The 15265-nt window shown below is 58.5% G+C and carries 12 protein-coding genes; 6 read left to right on the top strand and 6 right to left on the bottom strand.

Annotated elements, in window-relative coordinates; translation table 11 throughout:
- The first annotated feature begins 49 nt into the window (after positions 1 to 49).
- Positions 50 to 577 carry a hypothetical protein gene (locus Ga0074115_RS13130; protein WP_006474585.1) on the top strand — a complete coding sequence of 176 codons (528 nt, stop codon included), beginning with the start codon at positions 50 to 52 and terminating at the stop codon, positions 575 to 577.
- Positions 578 to 845: 268 nt separating this feature from the next.
- On the opposite strand, the gene Ga0074115_RS13125 is transcribed toward Ga0074115_RS13130, so the two are convergent.
- From Ga0074115_RS13125 to Ga0074115_RS13110, 4 genes are all read right to left on the bottom strand, one after another.
- The gene (locus tag Ga0074115_RS13125; protein ID WP_060528600.1) at positions 846 to 2936 is read right to left on the bottom strand and encodes an EAL domain-containing protein; all 2091 of its coding nucleotides are present in this window, start codon (positions 2934 to 2936) and stop codon (positions 846 to 848) included.
- 155 nt (positions 2937 to 3091) lie between these two features.
- Positions 3092 to 4159 carry a 3-deoxy-7-phosphoheptulonate synthase AroG gene (aroG, locus tag Ga0074115_RS13120; RefSeq protein WP_005960017.1) on the bottom strand — a complete coding sequence of 356 codons (1068 nt, stop codon included), beginning with the start codon at positions 4157 to 4159 and terminating at the stop codon, positions 3092 to 3094.
- Positions 4160 to 4340: 181 nt separating this feature from the next.
- Positions 4341 to 6596: a nitric oxide reductase activation protein NorD gene (locus tag Ga0074115_RS13115; RefSeq protein WP_060528599.1), complete on the bottom strand. Its 2256-nt coding sequence runs from the start codon at positions 6594 to 6596 to the stop codon at positions 4341 to 4343.
- 160 nt (positions 6597 to 6756) lie between these two features.
- A complete protein-coding gene (locus Ga0074115_RS13110; RefSeq protein ID WP_057957125.1) occupies positions 6757 to 7563 on the bottom strand; it encodes a CbbQ/NirQ/NorQ/GpvN family protein in 807 nt (268 codons plus the stop codon).
- 344 nt (positions 7564 to 7907) lie between these two features.
- On the opposite strand from Ga0074115_RS13110, the gene Ga0074115_RS13105 reads away from it, so the two are divergent.
- From Ga0074115_RS13105 to Ga0074115_RS13090, 4 genes are all read left to right on the top strand, one after another.
- The gene (locus tag Ga0074115_RS13105) at positions 7908 to 9392 is read left to right on the top strand and encodes an FAD-linked oxidase C-terminal domain-containing protein (protein WP_057957122.1); all 1485 of its coding nucleotides are present in this window, start codon (positions 7908 to 7910) and stop codon (positions 9390 to 9392) included.
- Positions 9380 to 10435 (top strand): glycolate oxidase subunit GlcE, encoded by a 1056-nt coding sequence (glcE, locus tag Ga0074115_RS13100; protein WP_057957121.1) that lies wholly within the window; start codon positions 9380 to 9382, stop codon positions 10433 to 10435. The genes Ga0074115_RS13105 and glcE overlap by 13 nt, the downstream gene beginning before the upstream one ends.
- Positions 10435 to 11658 carry a glycolate oxidase subunit GlcF gene (gene glcF, locus Ga0074115_RS13095; RefSeq protein ID WP_057957120.1) on the top strand — a complete coding sequence of 408 codons (1224 nt, stop codon included), beginning with the start codon at positions 10435 to 10437 and terminating at the stop codon, positions 11656 to 11658. Before glcE ends, glcF begins: the two co-directional genes overlap by 1 nt.
- Positions 11659 to 11752: 94 nt before the next feature.
- The gene (locus Ga0074115_RS13090) at positions 11753 to 12334 is read left to right on the top strand and encodes a PhnA domain-containing protein (RefSeq protein WP_060528598.1); all 582 of its coding nucleotides are present in this window, start codon (positions 11753 to 11755) and stop codon (positions 12332 to 12334) included.
- A gap of 141 nt (positions 12335 to 12475) precedes the next feature.
- Here the strand turns inward: Ga0074115_RS13090 and Ga0074115_RS13085 are convergent, their stop codons facing one another.
- Together Ga0074115_RS13085 and Ga0074115_RS13080 are read right to left on the bottom strand one after the other, a co-directional pair.
- Complete coding sequence (locus Ga0074115_RS13085; protein WP_057957372.1) at positions 12476 to 12742, bottom strand: sulfur globule family protein; 267 nt, start codon at positions 12740 to 12742, stop codon at positions 12476 to 12478.
- 159 nt (positions 12743 to 12901) lie between these two features.
- Positions 12902 to 13375 (bottom strand): C-GCAxxG-C-C family protein, encoded by a 474-nt coding sequence (locus Ga0074115_RS13080; protein ID WP_082626974.1) that lies wholly within the window; start codon positions 13373 to 13375, stop codon positions 12902 to 12904.
- A 192-nt stretch (positions 13376 to 13567) separates the two neighbouring features.
- Between Ga0074115_RS13080 and Ga0074115_RS13075 the strand changes: the two genes are divergently transcribed.
- Entirely contained in the window at positions 13568 to 15178 is a 1611-nt protein-coding gene (locus Ga0074115_RS13075) for a hypothetical protein (protein WP_157292778.1), read from the top strand.
- Positions 15179 to 15265 lie beyond the last annotated feature (87 nt).

Here is a 15265-nt window from a genome sequence, read left to right as displayed (position 1 = left end):
GCAGTTATGCTAAAATATCGTTCCCTTAATGTGTCGATAGAAGAGTTGTATGGCTGAATCAGAAGCTAAGCAGGATACAGCGACCAGTCCGCAGCAGCAGGCGGGCAGCGAGGTGGTTGCCGGACCGGATCCCCGCTACTCGATGGATCGTCTCTCGATGGCCTTTGAGACCAGCGCCCGCCGCTGGGAGCTGATCGTCTATCCATCGCTGTTCGCCTTCATCCTGCTGGCCGCCTACGGCTTCTATCTGATCTTCAGTCTGGCCAAGGATGTGCATTTTCTGGCGCTCAGTGTTGATTCCAACATGAGTATCATTGCCAGCAATGTGCAGTCGATGAGTGACAGTGTCGGACAATTATCGGCCAATGTACGCACTATGACGGTGAGTATCGACTCGATGGCTGAGGACGTCCGCACCCTGGAGCCGATACTGACCAGCATGGACTCGATGGATGAGTCGATGAAGTCAATGACATCGAGCACCTACAATATGCAGCGTGACATGCGCTCGATGAACTACAGCATCAACGATGCCGCCCGGCCCATGACCTTCTGGAACTCCTTTATGCCCTGGTGAATGGTTGTCTGCAGTGCACAGAAGAGCCCCGCTTCCGGAAGGATCGCGGGTTTTTTTGTTAGGGAGCCTCTGAATAAGTCATGGACCTACATCGTGCTGCCAAAATACGCTGCTTTTTCGTTGCAAACCTTCGCAATAGCTGACTATCCTTTACAGGGATGTAGGGGAGGTGCGTGAGCAGGGAGTGGTAGCTTTACGTGCGATTTGCGCCTCCAATCAGCGCATTTTCATCAGCAATCTGTGCAGCCAAGACTTATTCAGAGGCTCCTTAGTGGGAGGAGAAGTCGTAGTTGATTGACTGATCAGGTTCCTGCAGGAAGTAGCCGCGGATGTAGTTGACACCGATCGACCAGAGCACCGCTAGGCTGTTGGCATCCTCCACTCCGGTGGCCACGGTCTTGATATCAAACTGCTGGCCGAGCTTGTTGACCTCGTTGAGCGAGTCCTGTTTTTTCTGGTCGCTGGCGATGTTATGAACAAACATCGGATCGAACTGGATATAGTTGACGGGCAGGTTGCGCAGTAGCATCTCCGGTTTTGGCGCCAGACCAAAGTGGTCAATGGAGAGCTGGCACTTGATCTTCTGCAACCCCTCACTCAGTTTCTGCACCTGGGCGAGATGGGCGCGGGCCTCCTCGTCTTTAATCTGAAACACCACCCAAGGGCCTTTCGCCTCGAACTCACGCAGACAGTCGCAGATCCACAGCAACAGGGTGTCGTCAGCGAGGGTGACGCCGGAGATGTTGATGAAAAAGTTGATCTTGTGCCCCTGGCGACGCTGTCGTGCCAGTTCTGCAATTGCATTGCGTATCACCCAACGATCCACCTCCGGCAGTTTGCCCATCTCCTCAGCTTGTTTCAGGAAGTAGTTGGGCTGGATCTCCTCGCCATTCTGGTCCAGCAGGCGGATCAGTACCGCATAGTTCTCGCGGGTGTCGCCCTGCAGGCTGACGATGGGCTGATAGACCAGGCGGAACTGGTCGTTGCTCAGGGCATATTCGATCAGGTGACTGAGGTCTGCCTCGTTACCGTTCAGGTCATCATCCAGATCATCTTCCGCCGGGGTTTCGACCGAGTAGAACTGGTTGCCGCCATTCAACCGGGCCTGTTCACAGGCGTGGTAGGCGACATTGAGGAAATCGTGCCCGCCGCTGATCTCCGGGGAGGCGTAGGCGATGCCGATGCTGCTGGTGGGGCCTGAGTAGTGCTCACTGCCTTGAAACTTGTGGGTCTTGATCGCTTGGCAGATCTGCCGCGAGAGGGCCTCTATCTTTTGCGGATCGGTTTCCTGGGTTAGCAGGGTGAAGGTGTGGTCGCCAAAGCGGGCGAGCAAGTCGCCCTGGTTGATGTTCTCTCGGAGAATCTCGGCGGCCTCGCCGAGGATCTGGTCACAGGAGGCGATGCCGACCTTGCTGCGGATATCCTGGTAATTGTCGAGGGTGATGTAGAGCAGGGTCTGCGCGGCCTCTTCCTGTGCGAAGTGGCGCGCGGTCTCTTCGAGCAGGTCCATGAAGTGTTGGCGGTTGCTCAGTCCGGTCTGCAGGTCCTGGGTGGTGAGCAGGCGCAGCTTCTCTTCCAGCTCTTTGCTGTTGGTTTGGTCGCGGATCAGTAGCTGGGTGCAGGGTTCGCCATCGATGCTGGCCGGTGAAAACTCGAGCAGGGCATTGAATGTTGTGCCGTCGCCGTGTAGGCAGTTGAACTCCAGCTTGGTTGAGAGGTGGGCGTCGCTGGAGAGCTGGCGCAGCAGCTTTTTGAACTTCTTGATGTTGGCGGGGGCGATCATGTCGAGAATCGGCATGCCCTCGATCTCTTCCTCTCCGAGCTGGCCGAACATCTCCAGGTAAGCAGAGTTGGCTTTGACGTGCATGCCTTCATAGATGTAGGCGATGGCGTCGCGTGAATTGGCTGTCAGGGTTTCACAGCGTGCCTCGGTCTCCTTCAACTGTTGCCGAAGCGTCTGCAGTTGGCGACCTATTGTGAGGCTGTCGAACTCCCGCTGCACCACCAGTGTCAGGTGCTCGGTATCCTTACGGTTCACCACGTCCCGTGCGCCCTGGGCCAGCAGGGTGGCCCTTGACTCAGAGGACTCTACATCTTGCAGGACGATCAGCGGAAGTTCGCGCGATGCCTCTTTGATCATGCCGATGGCAACGTCGATATCGGGACTGCCGCCCCCGGTGGTCAGCAGTAGCAGGTCGAAGGGTGTGTCGGAGTCGATGGTCTTGCGGAAGGCCTTGGTATCCTGATCGATACGTGTCAGATGAACGGCCATACCTGCATTGCGCAGGGCGGAGAGGTAGCTCTCCGCTTCAGACATCGCATTCGATACGATCAACATCTCGATCGCTTGGTCAGGCATTCTTAAGGGATCCTATGGTTAATACCTTCCCTGTAACACGGAGCTTGGCCGAGGTTACTGTTACGCTTGGAGCCAGCCAATCTTGCGTGCTGATCGCAACGGAAGGGGTCTGTTCTGATTATAGGCCTATTGTCCCCCGACTCCAGCCGCTTTTCTCAGACCCTCTTCACGACTTGCCTCCGCTGTTGCACCGCTGCGGCGAGTTCCCGCAACAACGGTTCACTCTCGTCCCAGCTGATGCAGGCGTCGGTAATGCTTTGACCATAGGTCAGCTCGCGGGTGCTGTCCCGCTCCTGCCGGCCGCCGACCAGAAAACTCTCGATCATTGCGCCCATGATACGGCTGTCGCCACGGCTGATCTGGCTCGCTACGTCGCGTCCTACCAACAGTTGACGCTCATGCTGTTTGCGGCTGTTGGCATGGCTGAAGTCGACCATCATGCGTGGCTTCAGGCCGGCCGCCTCCATCTCGTCGGAGGCGATATTGATGCTCTCCGAGTCGTAGTTGGGACGGCTGCCACCGCGCAGGATCACGTGACAGTCTTCGTTGCCCTTGGTGGAGAAAATTGCGGAGCGCCCGTCTTTGGTAACTGACAGGAAGTGGTGCGGTCGTGACGAGGAGCGGATCGCATCCAGTGCCACCTTCATGCTGCCGTTGGTGGCATTCTTGAAACCAACCGGGCAGGAGAGGCCGGAGGCGAGTTCGCGGTGGGCCTGGCTCTCGGTAGTGCGCGCGCCGATCGCGCCCCAGCTGATCAGGTCGGCAAGATATTGCGGGCTGATCAGATCGAGGTACTCGGTGCCCGCCGGGATCCCCATCTCGTTGATCTCCAGCAGCAGCTTGCGCGCCAGGCGCAGCCCGGTGTTGATCTCGAAACGATCGTCCAGGGTCGGATCGTTGATCAGTCCCTTCCAGCCCACGGTGGTGCGGGGCTTTTCGAAGTAGACCCGCATCACGATCTCTAGATCATCCTTCAGCTCTTCGCGCAGTGGCTGCAGGCGCCGGGCGTAATCCACCGCTGCGGCCGGGTCGTGCACTGAACAGGGGCCGACCACCACCAGCAGGCGGTCGTCTTCATCGTGCAGGATTTTGTGGATCGCCTGGCGCGCCGCAAAGGCGGTCTCGGCGGCGGTTTCGGTGATCGGCAGCTCTTCGTGGACCTGAGCCGGTGTGCTCAGCTCCTTGATCGCAATGATGCGTAGATCGTCTGTTTCGTGTTGCATGCGACAGCTTGACCTGAAGGTCGACTTCTGAAATGGAAAGCCGCCGATTATACACACTCCGGGGCGATTGCCGTATGAAATCAGCACTCCGTTTGTAGCAGTACCGCCAGCGGCGCTGCTACGGGGGAGGGTGGACAAAGGCGATTCGGTGAATGTTCCGTCGGGAGTGGCTACGCAGAATCTATTTGGTCAGCGCCATGAACAGCTTGGGCAGTTGTTCGGGCAGCCGGTCGACGTGGTCGATGACGGTGTACTGGTTGCCGAAGATGTCTTTCACATACTCGTCGGCCTTGGGGTCGAGGTTGATGCAGTAGGTGTAGATCCCCTCCCGGTCGGCTTCCTGCACCGCTTTGCGGGTATCCTCGATGAGTTGGCGGTCGTCCTGCACATCGATGTCGGAAGGCTCGCCGTCGGTGAGCACCAGCATCAGTTTTTTGTCGGCCTTGCGCGCCGCCAGGTAGTGGCTGGCGTGGCGGATCGCTGCACCCATGCGGGTCGACCAGCCCGCCTGCATGGCGGCCAAGCGGCCCTTGACCTGCTCGTCCCACTTTTCACCGTAGCCCTTGATGTGCTGGTAGCGCACCTCGTGGCGGGTGTTGGAGGAGAAGCCGGCGATGGCGAAGGCGTCGCCGAGCTGTTCGATGGCCCAGCCGAGCAGGGTCACTGCCTCCTTGCTCAGCGCCAGGATCGACTGGTCGCAGCCGGCGGGGATCTGGTCCACCGATTCGGAGAGATCGATCAACAGCATCACCGCTAGGTCGCGACCGTCGTGGCGGTGGCTCATGTTGATGCGGGTGTCGGGCTGGGCGCCGCCCTTGAAGTCGATCAGGGAGCGGATCGCCACGTCGAGGTCGAGTTCTGAGCCCTCCTCCTGATAGCGGATGCGCACGTACTGCTGGGGCTTGAGCAGGTCGAGCAGGCGCTTCAGCTGCTTGGCCAGGCTTTTGTGTTTCTCCAGCAGGGCGTCGATCTCGGTGGCAGCACCACCGGAGTGCAGGCTCTCGTAGAGGCTGACATAGTCTGGATTGTAGGTCTTGCTCTTGTAGTCCCACTCCGGGTAGTGGCGGGGTGGCAGACCCTCCAGTTCTTCCTCGGACTGCTTGCGCTTCGACTCGGCGTCGAACATCTCCTCCTCATCGCCCTCTTCGATGAAGATCCACATGTGGCGGTTGTCGTCGCGGTAGCTGACCTCGGTGTCGGTGAAGTAGACGTTGGCGGTGAGATCGGCCTGGCGACGGGTGCGGGCGATGTAGGAGATGGCCAGGCCGGCGATCTCCTTGGTGCTCGATTCGCCTTGGGCCATGATCTCGTGGAAGCGCTGCACGAACGCTAGCAGGTCGGGGTTCTGATAGCCGTGGTCGGGGTCGAGTAGGGCGTAGGAGAACATTGCCAGACGGTGGCGGATGCAGGACTCCTTCTCCGGCTCGCAGTCGTCCTCGATCGGTTTCGGATGCAGCGCCTGCCAGAATCGGCGCAGTCCGGGGTAGCGCCGCATCGCCAGATACTCCACCCGCGAGTCTTCAAACATCTCGATGGCGATGCGCTGGAACGGACTGTAGTTGTCGGCCACCACCTGGCGGGTCCAAGTCTGGTGGGCGGCGACGTGGGCGAGCAGGGCGCGATAGCGGTTGATGCCGCTGACGCCGTTGAGGTCGTCATAGACGTCGGGGACGCGAATGCCCAGCGGGTCGTAGTAGGGCATCGGTTTGCGCAGTTCGTCGAAGCCCTCGGAGTAGGGGACGAGCTGGGCCTTGCGCTCCCACAGCGCCTTCATGTAGTAGTCAAGCTTGCGCTCGTTGTCGTAGAACAGGGTGCCGTGACGCTCCCGCTGCAGAATGGCACGGCTGTCGGCGGACTGCAGGCTGAAGTAGTCGATCTGGCGCTGTGGATGGCTGGTGTAGTTGCGTACCCCGTAGTCGATCCAGTTGTGTAGCCCCTCGAAGGAGAGCTGGCTGAGCAGATAGGGGATCTTTTTCAGCAGGTCGGGCAGCGAAGGGCTGGGGATGGTGGTGTGGAAACCGTGGATCGAACCGGTGGTGCGGTTCATTGTGTCGAGCAGCAGTTCGATAAAACTGGTCAGTAGTTCTCGGCTGCCGAGGCGGCGGCTCGCCTCTGGCAACACCTGCAGAAATGGCAGGATCGACTTGCCGTTGGGAGTGCGAGATATCTTCCAGACGGTCTGGGAGATCAGCGGCAGCACCGCCTCGCCAACCCTGGCGGCGACCTGGGGCATCTCCTCCAAGAACACGATCACCGGTTCCACGCCGCGGCCGATCTTACAGGCCATCGAAGCGCCTTCCAGGTAGGCATCGACCCCTTCCGGACTCAGCAGGGCTTGGGCCTCCTCCATGCAGTCACCGAAGACCGGGTCCAGCTGCTCGAAGCCGCAGCCGAGTTGATCGCGGTAATCTTTAAGTTCGACTTCGCTGATGCTCATGCGTTCATTACCCCCACCATCTGGGCTTGATTAAGGCGCGAATAGACGCTAATTACCGCAAATTTTCGCAAACGGGAAAATAAATGGTTTATTCGCGTTCTATTTGCGGTGATGTGCATTAATGCGTGGCTATATTTTCATTCGTTTCTTGAATAGAAAATCAGCCGAAGACCGCGTCGATAGCATGGTCCAGGGTGGCGACGATGTCGGCGTCGTCGGTGATCGGACGCACCAGGGTCATGCGGCAGGCGGCGATCGGCTCGATGCCGCGCTTGATCAGCTGGGCGGCGTAGACCAGCAGACGGGTGGAGATACCCTCATCGAGGCCGTGGCCCTTCAGGTTGCGGGCGGTCTCACCGATCTTCACCAGCTTGCCTGCGGTCGCTTCATCGATGCCGGTCTCCTTGGTCACTATGCCGACTTCCAGCGAGGCCGGGGCGTAGTCGAAGTCGAGGGCGGAGAAGCGCTGCTTGGTGGACTGCTTGAGGTCTTTCATCAGCGACTGATAGCCGGGGTTGTATGAGATCACCAGCTGAAAGTCGGGGTGGGCGGTGACTACCTCGCCCTTCTTGTCGAGCGGCAGGGTGCGGCGGTGGTCGGTGAGGGGATGGATCACCACGGTGGTGTCCTGGCGCGCCTCAACCACCTCATCCAGATAGCAGATGGCGCCGATGCGGGCGGCCACTGTGAGCGGGCCGTCGAGCCAGCGGGTGCCGTCGGCGTCGAGCAGGTAGCGGCCGACCAGGTCGGAGGCGGTCATGTCCTCGTTACAGGCGACAGTGATCAGCGGCCTGCCCAACTTCCAGGCCATGTGCTCGATAAAGCGGGACTTGCCGCAGCCGGTGGGGCCTTTCACCATCACTGGCAGGCGTTCCTCGTAAGCCGCCTGATAGAGGGCGACCTCGTCCCCCTGGGGCTGGTAGTAGGGTTCTTCGGTAATGAGATACTGATCGGTATTGGCGCTCATGATGACTCCAGTGCGGTCTCTGTTCGCTGTCGGATGGTTGGCAGCATAGCCAATCACAACCATAAGCTGAACTAATTTTTTGTGATCATAGGTTAAATAAAAGGTTATAGCTGTGCCGGTGAGGGGAGGCGCCCGAGGTGGCAGGGAGGGATAAGACCCTGAGAACTGTTGGGGTGTTGTGCTCCCGCTCTGTAAGGGCAAAACGGTATCCTTATCACTCATTTATTATGGGTTGGGCTTTAGGGTGGCCCGTGGCCGCTTGGTGTCATTGATTGAAACCAAGGCTAATGTCGGGCGCAGCCCGACCTAATACGAGTCCCCAGGAAGAGTGACAGCAATGTGCGATGAGTGCTGAACAGAGAGAACAAAAAAAGGCGCAGTTGCTGGCTGCACTGAAGACGTTGCTGCCCGCCGAGGCGCTAATCCATGAGCCCGAGGCGCTGCATCCCTATGAGTGCGACGGCTTGCCCACCTACCGGCAGATGCCGTTGCTGGTGGTGCTGCCGGAGACGCTGGAGCAGCTGCAACAGGTGGTGCGATTGTGTCACCAACAGCGGGTGCCTGTGGTGGTGCGGGGTGCCGCCACTGGGCTCTCCGGTGGGGCATTGCCACTGGCTGACGGGGTGTTGCTGGGGTTGGCGAAGTTCAACCGAATCCTTGAGATCGACCCGCTGGCACGTACCGCACGGGTCGAGCCGGGGGTGCGGAACCTGGCGATCTCCCAGGCGGTTGCCCCGCACGGCCTCTACTATGCCCCCGATCCCTCATCGCAGATCGCCTGTACCATCGGCGGCAATGTGGCGGAGAACTCCGGCGGGGTCCACTGCCTGAAGTACGGTCTCACCGTACACAATATCCTGGAGTTGAAGCTGGTCACCGCCGAGGGTGAGCTGATCACTCTTGGCAGTGGCGCGCTCGACACTCCCGGATACGATCTGTTGGCGCTGCTGAACGGTTCCGAGGGGATGCTCGGTATCGTCGTGGAGGTGGTGGTGAAGTTGCTACCGGCCCCCGAGCGGGCCCAGGTGCTGCTGGCCGCCTTCGACGATCTGGCCCTGGCCGCCGATGCGGTGGGGGAGATCATCGCCGCCGGTATCATCCCGGCCGGATTGGAGATGATGGATGGCCTGGCGATCCGTGCTGCCGAGGTGTTCGCCCATGCCGGTTATCCAAAAGATGCAGTGGCGATCCTGCTCTGCGAGCTGGATGGGAACAACGAAGAGGTCTCGGTGCATCTCAAACTGGTCCATGATCTGTTGCTGCAAGCCGGGGCAACCGAGGTGCGCACTGCCCGTGATGAGGCGGAACGGCAGCTCTTCTGGAAGGGGCGCAAGTCGGCCTTCCCGGCGGTGGGACGACTCTCCCCCGACTACTATTGCATGGACGGCACTGTGCCGCGTAAACGCCTGGCGGAGGTGCTGACTGGCATCAGCCGCCTCTCCGAACACTACGGTTTAGCGGTGGCCAACGTCTTCCACGCCGGCGACGGTAATCTGCACCCGTTGATCCTATTCGATGCCAACCAGCCCGGCGAGCTCAAACGGGCAGAGGATCTGGGGGCTGAAATCCTCGAATTGAGCGTGCGGGTCGGCGGCACCATCACCGGCGAGCACGGGGTGGGTCACGAGAAACTGCATCAGATGTGCGTGCAGTTCAGCCCGGCGGAGCTGGAGCAGTTCCGCGCCGTGAAGCGTGCTTTCGACCCCGATGGGCTGCTCAATCCCGGCAAGGCGATCCCCCAGCCACGCCACTGCTCCGAATACAAGAGCCTCGGCAGCGACACCCTGACTGCCCCGGGCCGGCGCGGGGGGGTGAGATGTGCGATCTGACTCAAACGTTGGTGCAGGCGGTGCGCGAGGCGATTGCGAACGGCACTCCGCTGGAGCTGCGCGGCGGTGGCAGCAAGCGCTTCTATGGTCGTGAGCCGAGCGGTACCCCGCTGGAGATCAGTGGCCACAGCGGTATTATCAACTATGAGCCGAAGGAGTTGGTGGTTACCGCCCGCGCCGGCACTCCGCTGGTCGAGCTCGAGGCGGCGCTGGCGGAGCAGGAGCAGATGCTCGGCTTCGAGCCGCCCCGCTTTGGCGAGACCGCCACCCTCGGCGGCACCATCGCCTGTGGTCTCTCCGGGCCGCGTCGTCCCTTCGCCGGGGCGGCCCGTGACTTTGTGCTCGGCACTCGCATCATCAACGGCCAGGGTGAGCGGCTGCGTTTTGGCGGCGAGGTAATGAAAAATGTTGCTGGTTACGACATCTCGAGGCTGATGTGCGGTGCCATGGGCACTCTCGGACTGATCCTCGATGTCAGCCTCAGGGTGCTGCCGCGTCCAGAACAGGAGATCACCCTGGTGCAGGAGCAGACACCGCAGCAGGCGATCCGACTGATGAACCAGTGGGTGGCTCAGCCGCTGCCGATCAGCGCCGCTTGCCATGATGGATTGCAGCTCTATCTGCGTCTCTCCGGCGCACCGGCAGCGGTGCGCGCTGGCGCTGATCGGCTTGGTGGGGAGTGGCTTGAGGGCGTCGATTTCTGGACCCAGATGCGCGAGCAGCGTTACGGCTTCTTCCAGTCGACGCTGCCGCTGTGGCGCCTCTCCCTGCCGTCTGCCGCACCGCCTCTGGCGTTTCCCGGCAAGCAGTTGATCGACTGGGGTGGGGCGCAGCGCTGGCTGCGCGTTGATGCGGATGCCGTGTCGATTCGACAGATGGCGAGTCAGGCTGGAGGCCACGCCAGTCTGTTCCGTGGCGGTGATCGCAGTGGCGAGGTATTCCATCCACTGCCTCCGGCGGTGATGCAGCTCCAGCGTCATCTGAAGCGGGGTTTCGATCCTCAAGGCATCTTCAACCCCGGCCGGTTCTACCGGGAACTCTGATGCAGACATCTCTTCTTAGCACCTTTTTGGCAACCCCTGAGGGTCAGGAGGCAGAGCAGATCCTGCGTGCCTGCGTCCACTGCGGTTTCTGCACCGCCACCTGTCCCACCTATCAACTACTGGGGGATGAGCTGGATAGCCCGCGCGGGCGTATCTATCTGATCAAACAGCTGCTGGAGGGGGAGCCGGTCAGTGAATGCACCCTGCTTCACCTCGACCGCTGCCTCACCTGTCGTGCCTGTGAAACCACCTGTCCCTCCGGGGTGCGCTATGGGCGGCTGCTGGAGATCGGCAGGGAGATCACCGAAAAGCGGGTCGGACGTGGTGTGATTGATCGCCTGAAGCGCTGGGGGTTGCGTAGAGTGTTGCCCTATCCGAAACGGTTTGCCGCTCTGCTGCGCCCCGCCCAGTGGCTGCTTCCGCTACTGCCCGTCGGGCTGCAGCGGCAGGTGCCAGTCAAACAGTCTGCCGGACTTCGTCCTGCGCTACGCCATCCGCGCCGCATGCTGCTGCTGGAGGGGTGCGTCCAGTCGGTGACGACACCAAATACCAATGCCGCCGCCGCCCGGGTGCTCGACCGGCTCGGCATCTCGCTGGTTGCGACGCCAGCGGCGGGTTGCTGCGGCGCGGTCGACTACCATCTGGGTGCCCACCGGGACAGCCTTGACCAGGTGCGCAGCAATATTGACGCCTGGTGGCCGCAGATCGAGGCAGGCGCTGAGGCGATCGTCATCTCCGCCTCTGGCTGCGGTGCGATGATCAAGGAGTATGGTGGGCTGCTGGCCAACGATCCGCACTATGCGGAGCGGGCAGTACGGGTTGCTGCGCTGGCAAAGGATCTGAGCGAGGTGGTGCAGGCTGAGGATCTCACGCTACTCAAGCTGCAGGTCGATCCAGGTAAGGTGGCAGTGCATTGCCCCTGTACCCTGCAGCACGCCCAGCAGCTACCTGGCGTGGTGGAGGGGATTCTGACCCGTCTTGGTGTCGATCTGGCGACCACAAAGGATAGCTACCTCTGCTGCGGCTCGGCAGGCACCTATTCAATCCTCCAGCCGGAGATGAGCAGACGTCTGCGTGATAACAAGCTGGCGGCACTCTGCGGCGATGATCCCGAGCGGGTCGTCACCGCCAACGTGGGGTGTCAGCTCCATCTCGGCTCCGCCTCTGAACAGCCGGTGCAGCATTGGATCGAACTGATCGACCAGACGCTTGGCGAAGACTGAACCGCATTGTCCCCTGACAGGCATTCAAGGTCATTCCAGCCAGCTCCGCGTCCTTTTGGCATAATGGGTTTTTCCTTTTGAACGGTCGAAATAGATGAGTACAGAGAAGGCATTACACGCGCGTAGCGAATCGAAATGTGAATTGTGTGGCGCAACGGAGGGGCTGGAGGTCTATGCCGTGCCGCCTACCTCAACTGGTGGTGTCGATGAGTGTGTGCTGATCTGCAACAGCTGTAGTGAACAGATCGAAAACCCGGATAGGGTCGATGTGCATCACTGGCGTTGTCTGAACGACAGCATGTGGAGCCAGGTGCCGGCAGTGCAAGTGATGGCCTGGCGGATGCTGGCCCGCCTGAGCGGTGAGGGCTGGCCCCAGGAGCTGCTCGATATGCTCTATCTGGATGAGGAGACCCTGGCCTGGGCGCAGGCGACGGGTGAAGGTGAGAACGACGAGTCTGACGTCAGACATCTCGATAGCAACGGCGCGCTGCTGGAGGTGGGTGACACGGTAACCCTGATCAAGGATCTGAACGTAAAAGGGGCGAACTTTACCGCCAAGCGCGGCACGGCTGTGCGTGGTATCTCGCTGGTGGCGGATAATCCGGAGCAGATTGAGGGGCGTGTGAATGGACAGCAGATCGTCATTCTGACCAAGTTCGTTAAAAGATCGAACTGAACGGCCCTTGGTGCTCAAGACGTTCGGATTCACTCAGTGAAGCGGACGTGAAAAAGCGTGTAGCTTGGTGATGGGCTTGAGGCAATAAAAAAGGGCGCTCGCAATGAGCGCCCTTTCGATCAGGAGGGAGGAGCCCCGATCTTATTTTGCAGCTTCAGGCTGTGCAGTCGGAGCCATCGGAGCGACAGGTGCGTAGTAGGGGGCGTAGCCGTAACCGTAGGGAGCGTTGTAGCCGTAACCACGGTAGCTGTTGTTGGCGTTGCCGCGAGCGTTACCGGAGAAGCTCATGTTGAAGGCCATGTCTCCGTCACCCATGCCGTCGAACATGCCGTTGTTGTCGTTGAAACCCCAGAAAGCGTTGGCCTGGGTGGAAGCGATCAGAGCAGCGATAGCGATGATTTTTTTCATGATTGATTGCCTGTTAAGTAAAGTTAAAAAGCTTGTTGTTTAGGTTGTCGGTCTCAGTGACTCGATGGATGAGTAGTATATAAGCTAATACTAAATTAGCAAGACTTTTTTATCACGGCTATAAATTATTTTTTTGGAGCATTGCCTGCCGGCAGGTTTTTATTTATCTGAGTTGGTGCGCGTTGATAGCTCGCTCTGTTCGATCAGTTGGGCCAGTAGTTCGCTGCCGCGACGGGTCAGTTTTCTGCACAGGCGTTTGTTTAGGTTACGTATGCCCATCTGCTTGAGGATCTCTTCGCAGATCTGCCCGCCGGCCTCCTGTTCTAGTGTCTCGTGGTAGCGCGAGGCCAATTCCCGGATCTGTTTGTTGCCGCCTTTCTGCGGAGCTTTTCCCGCTACCAGCCCGAGTGCCGCCGCCCCGCCGGTGAAGACGCCGCAGGTGGCTTTTTTGTTGCCCATGCCACCACACAATCCGCTGGCAACGCCGGCAATCTCGGCCTTGGCGCCGTTGGGATAAACATCGCTCATGGCGAGCATGATCGCCTCGGAACAGCAGTAACCCTCGGTGAAATAGTGAGCGGCGCGTTCACCCGCCCGGAGGATGCGTTGGTTGCTTTTGTGATCTGTGCTCAATGTGCTGCTTAGCCGCCCTGTGTTTGGGGAAGAAAGGGTAGCAGATGTGTAGCTGGGCGCGCGCGAGTAAAGTCAGAGGATAAAAAAAGCCCGGCCATTTGGCAGAGCCATTCGGTTAATCTGTTGACGGGTTCTCTATTCATTCTATAATCTCCCCGTATTGGAGGTGATTCCGATGCGGGGAGACATATTATGGCCCCGGTTGATCAACCGGTAGACATTTTACCTGATGAAGACGCCCCGCTAAGGGTGCCGCGTGCAGCAGACGGTTTGCAGGTTAACTTCTGCAAGAATCCAGTTTGCAAAAACTATGGTGTGCCTGCAAAACAAGGTACACGGACTGGCAAGGGTCCAAGCAAAGACAGAGACCCTAACTACGCCATCAGTGGCTTGGGGCGCAATGAACCTGGCTTTAAGTGCAAAGGTTGCGGAGAGATCTTTCCCCCTAAGAGCAACGTCGCGATCCAAGCTGAATACCAGCGCCTAGGCTCCTATCTGCTTCCCTACAACGAACCTTCGTGCAAGAACCCAGCTTGTAAGAATCATGAGCGAGGCGTTTTTTCCTATCCGGATGAATACGCATCATTCGGAAAGACAAGCTCAGGCAACCCACGATTTCGTTGCAAGCGCTGCCACAAGACCTTCTCTTATGCCAAGACTTCGACTCACCGCCAAAGAGAAAAGCACAAGAACGCCCAAATCTTTCGGATGCTGGTCAACAAGACACCAATCAATCGGATCGTTGAGATGGCTGAGGTTTCTCCTGATACCGTATACCGAAAGATCAACTTCATTCACGAACAATGCATGGCCTTTATCGGCGACCGAGAAGGACAGCTGAAAAGCCTTGATCTTGACCGACTGTACCTAAGTACTGACAGGCAGGTGTATACAGTTAATTGGTCGAGCAACAGGAATCGTCGCAATACACAATTTCTTGGAATTGGAACAGCTGATAACACTTCTGGCTATGTCTTCCCCGTAAATATCAATTACGACCCCGACACCTCGCTCGATGAAGTCGAAAGGGTTGCAAAAGAGAAAGGCGAGTATGAAGGTCCGCGTGATTACCGGGACACCGCGCACGTCTGGACTGAACTTGATTACGCTCTGGCCCAGAATGAATCGTTCAGAATTGCCAATTCAAAGAAGGACAAAAAGAAGCTTCGAGAGGCCAATGCACGTATCGATCAGTTATTCAATGAACTTGTTCAGATTCAGCGCCGCAGAGGATTTGAGTTTAACGCCGAAGAACTAACTCGAATTCTGGAGATCGCCGTACCAGAACATATGGTGCAGGGAAAGCTTGAGGACAATGCTCAGCTCAAGCATATGATCCTCGAATCATATGAAGATGCCACTACGCGACCCAAGATCGAAGCTATTCAGGAAGTCAGTGACGGCCTTCAATTGCCTAAGTTTGGCGTGCAAATTCATAACGACTACACGATGTATGCCCATTTTGGATTGCTGAAAGAATTGTTTGATGGTGTAGAGAAAGTCAGATTCTTCCTCGATCAAGACTCCGGTATGCGAGCTGCTTTTCTTGGCATGTTCAGCGAGCGTGTTCGCCAACACACAGCAGATGCATGGTACGTCAAGTTTCGTAAGGACTACACTATCGATGAAAAGAAAAGAGTCTCAAAAGAATTACAACAGCGTGTAAACGCCTATCTCATCATCAACCCAGGGGGGACAGAAGACGACGCCTATCTTGATATGGCGAGAGAAGCTGTTAGGCACGCCCAAGGGCTTGGCCCTTGGAAAGACGTCTGGATGAGGCATCCACTTGCTAAATATTAATCGTTCCGAAAGTATTGGCAGTGTATACTGCTTTCCATGGCTACGATAAAAGAACAGCGTGATCAGAAAAGGAAAGATGTAGTGGAG

Source organism: endosymbiont of Ridgeia piscesae, from assembly GCF_001443665.1.
In the GTDB taxonomy this organism is placed as follows: Bacteria; Pseudomonadota; Gammaproteobacteria; order Chromatiales; family Chromatiaceae; genus Endoriftia; species Endoriftia persephonae.
Note: the sequence above shows the minus strand (reverse complement) of the source record. Positions and strands in the feature narration are given on the sequence as shown.